Consider the following 11908-nt stretch of genomic DNA (forward strand, 5'->3'; position numbering starts at 1 on the left):
AAGGGGTGAGGGTGGCAGGCGCTTCAACTCCGGCCGCCGAGGAAAGGCGGCAGCGGACATTCCAGGGCATCGGCAAAAGCGCGCAGGAGTTCGGCCTCGGCAGGTTGTACCACGCCATCGGCCGCCACAGTGGCCACCATGGCCGTCAGCAGGCGCTGGCGCACGCCGGGGGCGGCGGCCAGACAGGCATCCAGGGCGCGGTCCAGAGCTTCGGGATGGCATTCTTTCCACTGAAAGAAGGGGATGTACACGCCATTTTCCACCAGCGGAGCGATGCCATTTTGGAAAGCCTGGTGAATGGCTTTCTCCTCACGCTGGCCCACATGGGCAAGGGCGGAAAGCAACAGGCCAATTTCCGCCGCCAGGCCCTTGTGCGAGTAATACTGCACCACGCGGCGCGGCGGCGGGCCAAAATGCGGTTCGAGATGCCGGCGCACCACCTTTTGGAGGGCAAACTCAAACAAGTCCACCTGCTGATCGGCCTGAATCAGCTCCTGCAAACTGCGCACAAAGTTCTGGTATTGCTCCGGGGAAAGTTCGCGCAGGGCCGGGCTGGCCAAATCTACCAGCGGCAGCTTGTGACTGGCGGGCAGGGTTTGCAGAACTTCCCACAAACGCCGCGCTTCTTCCGCCATCGGGCGGCCGGCGTGGCGGGCCAGGGCGGCAAGCTGGCGCTGTTGGACCTCCGGCTTTTCATCCAATAACAGCGCCAAAACCAAGGCCGCCGCGCCGAAGGGTTCCACGACGGCCGTCCCGATTTCGTCCGGCAATTCTTCCACCACCTTGGAGGCGTGCGCAAGGTGCTCCCGCGAGGTGGTTCCGGCCAGCGAAAGCACTTGCGGGGCGGGAATGGGCACAACTGGCGGCAGGGCGCCCCGGCGCGCGGGCCGGGCTTTGGTAGGCGCGGGCGGCGGGGGGGTATCCAGCCGTCCCTCCTTGCGGGGCGGGGGAAACACGCCGTCAAAGGAAGGATCAATGGCCTGAATGCGTTTCACCAGAGGGGGATGCGTGGAAAGCAGGGAGGTCAACCCCGCGCTGACGGCATTGGAGAAAAAGAGATGGGCTGCCTCGCCCGCACGCGGGGACTCCACTCGCGAGCCTTGCGCCAGCCCGCCGATTTTTTTGAGGGCACCCGCCAGGCCGTCCGGCAGACGGGTGAACTGCACGGCGGCGGCATCGGCCAGGTACTCGCGCTGCCGGGAAATGGCGGCTTGGATCAGACGCCCGAAAAGTGCGCCCAGCCAGCCGATGGCCAGCAGGGCCAGGCCCAGCAACACCACTTGTCCCGACCCTTTGCCACGCCCCCGCACGCGCATGAGCACCGAGCCGATGGTGGCCAGCCCCATGACGCCCGCCACGAGGCCAATCAAACGCACATTCAGGCGCATGTCGCCATTGAGAATATGGCTGAATTCATGGGCGATGACTCCCTGCAGCTCGTCACGGTTCAACCATTCCAGACAGCCGCGGGTCACGCCAATGGCGGCGTCATTCGGGGAGAAGCCCGCGGCAAAAGCGTTGATGCCGTCTTCCTCGTCCAGGAGATATACCTCGGGCACCGGTACCCCGGAAGCCAGTGACATTTCCTGCACCACATTCATCAGCCGGCGCTCCGCCGGGTCCCGGGTCTGGGGTGAAATCAGCCGTCCCCCCAGCGAGCGCGCCACCGCGCCCCCGCCGCTGGACAGCTCCATGATGCGAAACAGGCTGCCCGCCCCGATGACCACCACCGTGAAAACGGTCGAGCCAAGGAACAGCCGGGGATGCCACCAACCCTGGCCGCGCCCGGAGCCAGCCTGAGTGAAGAGCATGGCCAGCACCAGATACACCAGCAACACCGTCCCCACCACTGCTGCCGTGAAATACACCAGCAATAGCCCGCTGCGGCGGCGGGCCTGTTCCTGCCGTGTGAAGAAGTCGGTCATGGCTTCACGAACTGCTGCTCTTTCAACCACCGCACCAGCTCCAGCGCCCACGGGTGGGGCTGGGCAAAGGGCGGTTTGTCGGCCAGTCCCAGCCCATGCCGGCCTTTGGGATAAATATGCAGCGCGAAGGGCACTTTGTGCCGGCTCAGGGCCGAGGCAAACTCCAGCGCATTCTCCACTTTGACGACGGCGTCATCGGCCGTGTGCCAGATGAAACAGGGCGGGGTGTCCGCCGTGACCTGCAATTCGCTGGACAAGAGCTTCACCAGTTCTGGGTCGGGATTGGGACCGAGCAGATTCAGTTTCGACCCGGCGTGTGTCAACGGCCCCATGCTGATGACCGGATAGCACAAAATGCCCAAATCTGGCCGGCAACTCTCACGCTCCACCGGGTCGGTGGCATTCGGGTTGCCGCGGTCGAAATGCGTGAGCGCCGTGGAGGCCAGATGCCCGCCCGCGCTGCTGCCCATCACCCCCACGCGCTGCTTGTCCACGCCCCATTCGGACGCGCGGGCGCGCACCAGGCGCAGGGCGCGCTGCACGTCCTGCAACATGGCCGGATGCCGGTACCCGGCAGTGCCCAGGCGGTACTTGAGCACGAAGGCATGCACGCCCTGCTGATTCAAAAACAGCGCGTAATCGTGGCCTTCATGGGGAGCCAGACCGCCATAACCGCCCCCGGGACACACCACCACGGCGGCGCCGGTGGCTTTATCGGCTGGAGCCAGATAGGGCGTCAGGGTGGGGATGTCCTTGGGTTCCTGGCCCAGCGCGCCCGGCGCTCCCTTGGGCCAGAGAGGCAAGGGCGCATTGGTTTGGGCCATGACACAGGTGAGCATTCCGCCAGCCAGCCAAAATAACCATGGTAATCGCATGGCTCCACCCTATCGCAATCCCTGCCTGGATGCAACCTGCCCTGCTGTATTCCAGCCCAGCCAGCCGCCACGACGCCCCGAATGGCAAAAGCATAGCACGCGCATGCTGCCCGCGCTGGGCCGCTGCCCCTGCCCTTACTTGTGCGACAAGGTGAAATTATCCAGATAAAAAACCGTATGCGTATTGGCATTGCTGGTGAATCCCACCCAGGTCAGTTTCTGGAATTTATCATTGGCGTGCTTCAGGTTTTTGAATTCACGCCGGGGCTGACCGGCGGGGGTCACCGCCAACTGCCACTGGCCAGAATGGTTTTCGCCCACGTCCGCTATAATCTCGAGATGCACCCAGGTGTTGAGGGGGAGGGACATGGTTTGTCCTGCGGCGCTGAGCTGGCCGTTGCGGATGCTGACCATGGGGCCGGTGCGATAGTCGCTCTCGCTCCAGTCGCGCCATTCATAGACCACGTAAGAAGCCTGCTCCACCCGCAGGTCAAACGTGTTGGTGTAGGTGCCTTTGGCGTAACCCACCTGCAGATAGAGATGGGGCTGCCACACATGCTGCAAGTTGGGGGCATCGGTGATTTTGAGGCTGCGTTTGCCGCTGGCGGCGGTTTCTTCAGTGACCAGAATGGAATCCCCCTTGTTCTCCACCAAGAGCCCAAACGCCCGCGGACGCTGGCCCGGCGCAGTACGCTCAAAGTTCTCGTGGACGGCCAGGGCTGACGGCGGCGGCGGTGGCACCATGGGCGGGTAGGTGGCATTGCGGGCCTTGGCCACCCACGCGGCATCCCCGTACACCCCGGCCTTTGTATAATCGAACGGTTGAAAACCCAGCCGCAACGCGGGGGAGTTGGCGCGCAGGCGGAAATCGCCGCGGGCAGCGTCCACAAACAGCGGGTCGGCGATGACGCTGCCGGTCTCGCGGCCCATGGTGGCCTGCCATTCGGCGAGTGTTTTTCCACTGAATTTCGGGGTTTGGTGGGGATTCCAGTACAGGTTGTTGCGGGTGATGTGGCGATTGGTGTGCCAGGGGCCGGCATAGGCCGGGCTTTGGTTGGTCCAATAAATGATGTTGCGCTCCAGGGTGAAGGACAGGTGTGGCTCGACACGGGTGATTTGCAACTGATGTTGCAGACTGTTCACCAGGATGTTGTTGCGCAGGAGGTTTTCCCGGCCGTAGTGCTGATGGAAGCTGCCGGTTTTGGTATTATAAACCAGGTTGTTCTCAAACAAGATGCCCGTGCTGCCCTCGTCGGTGTACAGCCCCCAGCCGCCGTAGGAATAGGCGTAGATGGTGTGAAAGACATTGTTGGTGACCACCGTGCCCTCGGACGGCCCCAAGGTGTAAATCCCACCCATATCGCTCAACATCCAGTAGCCGAGGTGATGCACATGGTTGAAAGCGATGACATTGCGCTTGGCGAGGCTCTCGGCGTAACCCCACCGCCAGCCGGCGCTGATGCCGGTGTAAAACAGGTCGGCAATTTCATTGTGGGTGACCCGGTTGTCGCCGCTGTGCCCAATCCACACCCCCACTGCGCAGGGAAAAATATAGCCGCCATGGCGGATGATGTTGTTATCCACGGTCACGCGATAAGTGCGCTCCGGTTCGTTGGCGATGGTGGTTTCGCCGATGCGCACGCCCCCGGCGCCAAAATCAAACAGGTAACAGCGTTGCACGAGGATGTCGCGGCAGCCTTTGCGGAACCAGATGACGTAGGTGCCCACCCGCCCGATTTCGCAATCTTCGACGCGAATGTGGCGGGCGCCGTCGGCCTGGAAGACAGCCTCGATGGGCGCCGCCGCCTGGGCCGGCTCAAAACCGCCGGGCGGCGTCAGCCATTGGCCATGATGGAAGGTCAGGCCGCGGAAATTGAGGTACTCCACATACCGTCCATGGGGCGCATCGCCTTTGAGGATGATGAATTTTTCCGCCACGGGCGCGATGACTTCGGCGCGGGTCATGTCCTCGCCGGGCCGGGGCAGGTAGGCAAGCGTGCCGTTGCGCGCCAAGAACCACTCGCCCGGCTGGTCCAGGGCGCGGCGGTAATTTTCCAGGATATAACCGTTGTTTTTGCGCCAGGGATTCCATGATTTCATGCCTTCACCGGAGGTTATGAGCGCTTTCTCCTCGGCATCCACGCGGTCCAGGAACCGGCGCGTATTGTCCCAATTGTGATAAACCACGAGATTAACATCCTTCAGTTCCTCCTCGCTCAAACCGGCAATGGCCGGAAAGTCCTCGGGGCGCATCCAGACGGTTTGCCGGGCTTGTTTGGCGCGGCGGCCGCTGCCTTCCAACGTTTCCTCCTGCACGTCGGCGAGATAAAACCAGAACTGGTTGGGCGAGCGCGCCCGGGTGGCGCGGCGGCCATTCACCCACAACTGCTCAAAGTACCATTGGCCGGCGGCCACTTCAGGAATTTGCGCCTGCCAAACGCCCCCTTCGCCGCGCTTGAAGCCGCGAATGACCCGCCCGCCGCTGAAGACGGGGCGCGCGCCCGGCGCGGCTTGATAGGTGATGGGCGCGGACGGCGCGCCGCTGTCCTCCAGCTCGAAAACCACCGGTGCGGTGAGGGTGTAGCGACCATCGGCCACCAGCACACGCACCGGCTCGTGCAACGGGCCGGCGGTCTTGAGTTTGCGAATGGCGTCGCGCGCGCCGGCCAGCGAGGCCAGCGGGCCGTCCGTGCGGGTGGTGTTGGGTTTGGGGAGACGGCCGGACCAGGCATCATTGCCATTGGGGGCCACGTGTAAATCCAGCGCGGCCAGGGACGACACGGTGGCGCACACAGCCAAAACTACAAGGACAAAGCCGTGCCGGTTTTTTTGCCAGCGGGTCAGTTTCATGGCCTTGATGTTTCTCCGTGCCCCGGTATTACTCAAGAGCAAAAGCGCGAAAACCCCCAGGATTCGCAGGCCATGACCGGAGACCGCCAGGGAAAAGCGGTAACCTGCTGAAATCATTGCAGGCTGGTGGCCCCCTGTGCCTTGCTGCTGACGGCCCGCCGTGGATGGGCGCCACCGCGCCCCCTATGCGCCAATCTGGCGGCGGAGATTTTCCATGATGCGCGCCGCCCACTGGTCAAGCGCGGCGGCATCGCGGCCCTCGAGCAGAAGCCGCACTTTCGGCTCGGTGCCGGAGTAGCGCAGGAGCACACGCCCCCCTTGGGCCTGCAATTCGGCTTCGGCCTGCCGCACCAGCTCACACACGCCGTCCAGCTCTTCAAAGGGGCGTTTCTCGCGCACTTTGAGGTTGACGGTTTTTTGCGGGAAGCGCGTCCAGCACTTCACCAGCTCGGAAAGGGGTTTTTGCGTGGCGGTCATGGTCTGCAGGACTTGCAAGGCCGCCACCAGGCCATCGCCGGTGGTGCTGTGGTCGCGGAAAATCAAATGGCCGCTCTGCTCGCCGCCCAGGTTGTAACCGCCGCGCAGCATTTCATCTATGACGTTTTTATCGCCCACATCCGTGCGGATGACCCGCCCGCCGGCCGCGCCTATGGCGGCGTCCAAACCGGCGTTGCTCATGACGGTGGCCACCAGCGTTTTCTCCACCAGCGCGCCGCGGCTGAGCATGTCCAGCGCGGTGATGGCCATGATGTCATCTCCATCCACCAGCCGGCCATGTTCGTCGCACAACAGGACGCGGTCGGCGTCGCCGTCATGCGCGATGCCGACATCGGCGCGGAATTCGCGCACGCGGGCGCACAGGTTTTCAGGATGCATGGAGCCGCAATCGCGGTTGATGTTGAGGCCGTCGGGTTGATTGCCAAACACAATGACCTCGGCGCCCAGCTCGCGGAGGACGCACGGGGTGGACTTGTAGGCCGCGCCGTGGGCGCAATCCACCACCACGCGCACCCCCTCCAGCGTGCGGCCCTTGGGAAAGGAGGCCTTGGCAAACTCGATGTACCGGCCCAGGGCATCGTCAATGCGGACGGCCTTGCCAATGGCGCTGGCGGTGGGGCGGATGCTGTCAATGCGGCCGGTGAACACCAGCTCCTCGATTTCCGCCTCGATGGCATCATCCAGTTTGTAGCCGTCGGCGCGGAAGAACTTGATGCCGTTGTCGTCGTAAGGATTATGCGAGGCCGTGATGACGATGCCGGCATCGGCGCGCAGGCTGCGGGTCACATACGCCACCCCGGGGGTGGGCAGCGGCCCGATGAACAGCACATCCACCCCCATGGACAGGATGCCGGCGGAAATGGCGTTTTCCAGCATGTACCCCGAAAGGCGGGTGTCTTTGCCGATGACAATTTTGTGGCGGCCGCGCCCCCGCGAAGGACCGGGCAGATTCTTGAAAACATGGGCGGCGGCGCGGCCCAGCTTGAGGGCGGTCTCCGCGGTGACCGGCTCAATGTTGGCGATGCCGCGGACGCCGTCGGTGCCAAAAATGCGTTTGCCGTTGCTCATAAAACCCAATTCCTTTCATCGCACGCGCGCCACATGCACTTCCGGCGGGTCCACGCGGGTGACCGCCACGCCGGGCGGATGGTGCACCATGACCTTCAGCGGCAGCGGCGGAGCGTCGCCCAGGTCCACCAGATTGATATAAACCATGATGTCACCGCTGCGAAGTTTGTTCATGATTTCCACCGGGCCCTTGAGCGTGACGTCCACCGTGGCGGGCGTCACGCGAAAGGCGCGTTCATCACCGGCGGATTTCATGACCGTAATGGAATGGCGGTAAAAGGTAACCTCGCCGGAGGCCACCACCGGCGGGCGTTCCAGGCGCCCCCCCTGCTGCCAGGTGTTGACCACATGCCAGATCATGACCGCCAGCAGCAGCGAGCAGACCTTGGCCCAGAAATTATGAAAAATGAGCTTTTGCAGCGGCATGGCCTTATTTCATCTCCGATTTGGCCGCCACCGGCGGGGCGGGCCGGAAGCGCTGGGGCAGATAATCCCGCACCCGCGCCAGCCAGCGGGGCGGCTTGGCCTTGACCAGCAGGTTGCTCAAAAAGGCGCGCAACTCCTCCAGGCTCAGACCGCGGGTCAACTGGCCGCGGTAGGCCACGGAAATGGCGCCGGTCTCCTCCGAGACCACCACCACAATGGCATCGGTTTCCTCGCTCAAACCAATGGCGGCGCGGTGCCGCGTCCCCAGGGAGGGACTCAACCCCTGCTGCTGCGTGAGGGGGAAGATGCAGGCGGCGTACAGAATGCGATCCCCTTTCAAAATGACCCCGCCGTCGTGGATGGCGTTGTTGGGGAAAAAAATCGTCTCCAGCATTTCTGGGGTGGCCTCGCAATCCACGGTGATGCCGGACTCCACCGCATCGTGCAGGCCGATGGATTGCTCGATGGCCATGAGCGCGCCGATGCGCGCCTCCGACAGGCGCTCGCAGGTTTTGACAATGATTTCGATGTTCTCGCGCTGTTCATGGGCGGAGGCAAACAGGGAGGTGCTGCCCAGCTCGGCCAGGATGCGCCGCAATTCCGGCTGAAACAAAATCAGAATGGCCACCAGGAAAAAGGCGAAGAAGGTGGTCAGCAGCCAGCGCAACACCTTCAAATCGAGCACCACCGTGATAAAGGTCAGGGCCAGCAGCAACACCAGGAAACCCGTGAGCACCGGCGCCCCCTTGGTGCCCCGGATGAGCACAAAGCCGTAGTAAATCCCCACCGCGAGGATGAGGATTTCCAGCGCCGGCCGCCACAGTTGTAAGAGCCATTCCATCATGCAAGCTGCCGGGCCATTAACGCCTCGGTCATGCGCACTGCATGGACCGTGGCCCGTACGTCGTGGGCGCGGATGATTTCCACTCCCTGCATAGCCGCCCAGCAGGCGCAGGCCAGACTGCCTGGCAGGCGCTCCGGCGGCTCCGCCCCCAACAATTTCCCGATAAAGGATTTCCGGGAAACACCCAACAATAATGGCCGCCCCCACCTTTTAAATTGGCGCAGCGCGGCGAGCAACTGCAAATTATGCTCCACCGTCTTGCCAAAGCCGATGCCCACGTCCAGCACCGTCTGCTCCGGCCGCACGCCGGCCTGCTGAAGACGCCCGAGCACGTCCTCGAAAAAGCGGCCCACCTCCGCCACCACATCCTGATATTCGGGATGCTGTTGCATCGTGGCGGGGGTGCCCTGCATGTGCATGGCCACATAGCCCGCCCCGGTGGCCGCCGCCACCTCCCACATCTCCGGTTCGGCGCGGTTGGCGGCAATGTCATTGATGATGCTGGCCCCGGCGCCAATGGCCGCCCGGGCCACCGCCGGCTTCACCGTGTCAATCGAAAGGGGGATTTTCACCCGGGCGGCCAGCGCCTCAATGACCGGCAACACCCGCCGCCGCTCCTCCTCCTCGGGCACCGGCTCGGCGCCGGGGCGGGTGGACTCGCCGCCGATGTCCAGGATATCCGCCCCTTCCGCCACCAGGTCGAGCGCGTGCCGCACCGCCGCCTCCACGCCAAAATAACGCCCGCCGTCATAAAAGGAATCCGGTGTCACATTGACAATTCCCATGACCAGCATGGGCCGGGGAAACGTGATGGTGAATTGCCGGGCCGTCCATTGCATAGGCCATCAAATCTCGCGAAACCGCTGGGCGATGGGCAGGCGCCGGCCCATGCCAAAGGCCTTGCTGGTGACTTTCAAGCCGGGGGCGGCCTGCCGGCGTTTGTATTCGCTCAAATCAATCAGCCGCACCACCCGGCGGACGTCCGCCTCCGCAAAACCGGCCGCCAGAATCTCCGCCACCGTTTGCCCCTGCACCACGTACCGCTCCAGAATCTCGTCCAGCACCTCGTAAGGCGGCAGCGAGTCCTGGTCTTTCTGGTTGGGCCGCAGTTCGGCCGAAGGCGGCTTGGTGAGGGAGGCCTGCGGGATGATTTCGCGTTCCCGGTTGATCCAGCGCGCCAGGCGATACACCATCTGCTTGGGCACGTCACTGATGACCGCCAGCCCGCCGCACATGTCGCCATAAAGCGTGCAATAGCCCACCGCGCTCTCGCTTTTGTTGCCGGTGGTCAGCAGCAGCTCGCCAAATTTGTTGGACAATGCCATCAAAATCACCCCGCGCAGGCGCGCCTGAATGTTTTCCTCCGTCACATCTTCCGGCCGTCCGGCAAAGAGCTCCCGCAACTGGCTTTTAACACTCTCGAAGGGCGGTTGAATGGGAATGACATGGTACTTGATGCCCAGATTTTCCGCCAGCGCGCGGGCGTCATCCAGACTGCCCTGGCTCGAAAACTGCGAAGGCAGCGACACGCCACGCACGTTTTCCCGCCCCAGGGCGGCCACCGCCAGGCAGGCGGTGAGGGCCGAATCAATGCCGCCGCTCAACCCCAGCACGGCGGCCCGGAAACCGCATTTGTGCAAATAATCGCGCAAACCCAGCACCAGCGCCTGATAAACCTGCTCCTCTTCGCAAGGCTCCTGGAAGGTGATGGGATTCGCCTGCTCCAGGTCCACCATGATAAAGTCCTCCGCAAAAGCCGCGCCGCGCGCCACCAACCGGCCGGCGGCATCGAAAGCCAGGCTTTGCCCGTCAAACACCAGCTCATCATTGCCGCCCACCAGATTGCAATAAACAATGGGCCGCCCGATGTGCGCCGCCATGCTCGAAACCATGTCCTGGCGGGTGCGCGTTTTGCCGAGGTGCCATGGCGAGGCGGAGCAATTCACCATCAAATCCGCCCCCGCCTGCGCCAAATCACGGCAGGGATTCCGCCGGTAACGGCGTTCGCGCCAGAAATCCTCGTCATTCCAGATGTCCTCGCAAATGGTCAGCCCCAATTTCCGCCCGCGAAATTCCACGGGGGAGTTGTCGGCCGCCGGCTCAAAATAACGGTCCTCGTCAAACACATCGTAAGTGGGCAGCAGCATCTTGTGGCGGATGGCCTGGATTTTGCCCTCACTCAACAAGGCCACCGAATTGGTGGCCTCGCGTCCCGGCCGGGTTTCGTGCCGGCCCACAAAGCCCACCACCAGGCCCGTGCGGCCGGTGACGGCGGCCAGTTCATTAAGGATGCGCAGGTTTTGCTCCACAAAGACCCGGCGCAGGAGCAAATCGCGCGGCGGATAACCGGTAATGGCCAGCTCTGGGGTGACCACCAAATCCGCCCCGGCCGCCACGCCGCGCTGGTAAGCTGCCAGAATGCGGTCGCGGTTGCCGGTCAGGTCCCCGATGAGGGTGTTGATTTGCGCCAGCGCAATTTTCATAACGTGCTGCCAAGATACCGCAGGAGCGGGCGGCTGAACAATGAAAAGGAAATTGTCCCCCTCGCGGCCCGCCCTTCACCGCCTCCGCCGTTCGCCAGCCCGCCCCGCTGGCCGACTTCAGCTTAATAACTCTGCCATCTTGGCCTCCAAGGAAGCGGAGCGCATGAGCGACTCGCCCACCAGGATGGCCCGCGCCCCGCAACGCGCAAGGCGCTCGACATCCGCACGGGCATGGATGCCGCTTTCGGCCACCAACAGGCAGGTGTGGTTCCCGAGTTGGGCAGCCAGGCGCTCGGTGGTGGCCAAATCCACCGTGAACGTGGTCAAATCCCGGTTGTTCACCCCAATCAAGGGCGCGCCCAGTGCAATGGCGCGTTGCAGCTCCGTTTCATCATGCACTTCCACCAACGCCGCCAGCCCCGCCCCGGTGGCCAGCTCGTGCAAATGACGCAGCCGCGCATCGTCCAGAATCGCCGCAATCAACAAAATCGCGTCCGCGCCCCATTCCACCGCCTCGACAATCTGGCGCTCGTCCAAAATGAAATCCTTGCGCAGCAGCGGCAGCGAAACGGCCGCCCGAATCTGGCGCAGATACTCGAGCCGCCCCTGAAAAAACCGCTCATCCGTGAGCACAGAAAGGCAATCCGCCCCGGCGGCTTCATAAGCGCGCGCAATTGCCACCGGATTAAAATCGGGGCGGATGACGCCAGCGGAGGGCGAGGCTTTTTTGACTTCGGCAATCAGAGCCATCCGGCGGCCTCCCCGCGGCCGTTGCAGGGCGCCCAGAAAGTTCCGCAGGCCACGGCGTGCCAGCCGGTCACGCAAATCTGCCACGGTGACCCGGCCGGCGGGCAGCGCCGCAATTTCCTGCTGTTTATGCGCGACTATCGTATCGAGAATGTTGGCCATGATAATTACCTCGGCAGGGCGCTGGCAGCG

The 11908-nt window shown here is 63.4% G+C and carries 9 protein-coding genes; all 9 read right to left on the reverse strand.

Annotation, left to right across the window (positions count from 1 at the left end):
• Window positions 1-23 precede the first annotated feature (23 nt).
• The 9 genes from NXS98_RS11345 to trpC all read right to left on the reverse strand — a co-directional run bounded on the left by NXS98_RS11345 (window position 24) and on the right by trpC (window position 11878).
• Window positions 24-1925, reverse strand: a complete 1902-nt coding sequence (locus tag NXS98_RS11345) for a M48 family metallopeptidase (protein ID WP_283845097.1) — start codon at window positions 1923-1925, stop codon at window positions 24-26.
• Complete coding sequence (locus NXS98_RS11350; RefSeq protein WP_283848163.1) at window positions 1922-2749, reverse strand: alpha/beta hydrolase; 828 nt, start codon at window positions 2747-2749, stop codon at window positions 1922-1924. Before NXS98_RS11350 ends, NXS98_RS11345 begins: the two co-directional genes overlap by 4 nt.
• Before the next feature lie 186 nt (window positions 2750-2935).
• A complete protein-coding gene (locus NXS98_RS11355; RefSeq protein WP_283845098.1) occupies window positions 2936-5650 on the reverse strand; it encodes a right-handed parallel beta-helix repeat-containing protein in 2715 nt (904 codons plus the stop codon).
• Window positions 5651-5833: 183 nt separating this feature from the next.
• Entirely contained in the window at window positions 5834-7216 is a 1383-nt protein-coding gene (glmM, locus tag NXS98_RS11360) for a phosphoglucosamine mutase (RefSeq protein WP_283845099.1), read from the reverse strand.
• A 15-nt stretch (window positions 7217-7231) separates the two neighbouring features.
• The gene (locus tag NXS98_RS11365; protein WP_283845100.1) at window positions 7232-7642 is read right to left on the reverse strand and encodes a CdaR family protein; all 411 of its coding nucleotides are present in this window, start codon (window positions 7640-7642) and stop codon (window positions 7232-7234) included.
• Window positions 7643-7646: 4 nt separating this feature from the next.
• Window positions 7647-8486, reverse strand: a complete 840-nt coding sequence (cdaA, locus tag NXS98_RS11370; protein ID WP_283845101.1) for a diadenylate cyclase CdaA — start codon at window positions 8484-8486, stop codon at window positions 7647-7649.
• A complete protein-coding gene (gene folP / locus NXS98_RS11375; RefSeq protein ID WP_283845102.1) occupies window positions 8483-9325 on the reverse strand; it encodes a dihydropteroate synthase in 843 nt (280 codons plus the stop codon). Before folP ends, cdaA begins: the two co-directional genes overlap by 4 nt.
• Before the next feature lie 6 nt (window positions 9326-9331).
• The gene (locus NXS98_RS11380; protein WP_283845103.1) at window positions 9332-10969 is read right to left on the reverse strand and encodes an NAD+ synthase; all 1638 of its coding nucleotides are present in this window, start codon (window positions 10967-10969) and stop codon (window positions 9332-9334) included.
• 117 nt (window positions 10970-11086) lie between these two features.
• Window positions 11087-11878, reverse strand: a complete 792-nt coding sequence (trpC, locus tag NXS98_RS11385; RefSeq protein ID WP_283845104.1) for an indole-3-glycerol phosphate synthase TrpC — start codon at window positions 11876-11878, stop codon at window positions 11087-11089.
• Window positions 11879-11908 lie beyond the last annotated feature (30 nt).

The sequence above is a fragment of the Fontisphaera persica genome, assembly GCF_024832785.1.
GTDB classification, from domain to species: domain Bacteria; phylum Verrucomicrobiota; class Verrucomicrobiia; order Limisphaerales; family Fontisphaeraceae; genus Fontisphaera; species Fontisphaera persica.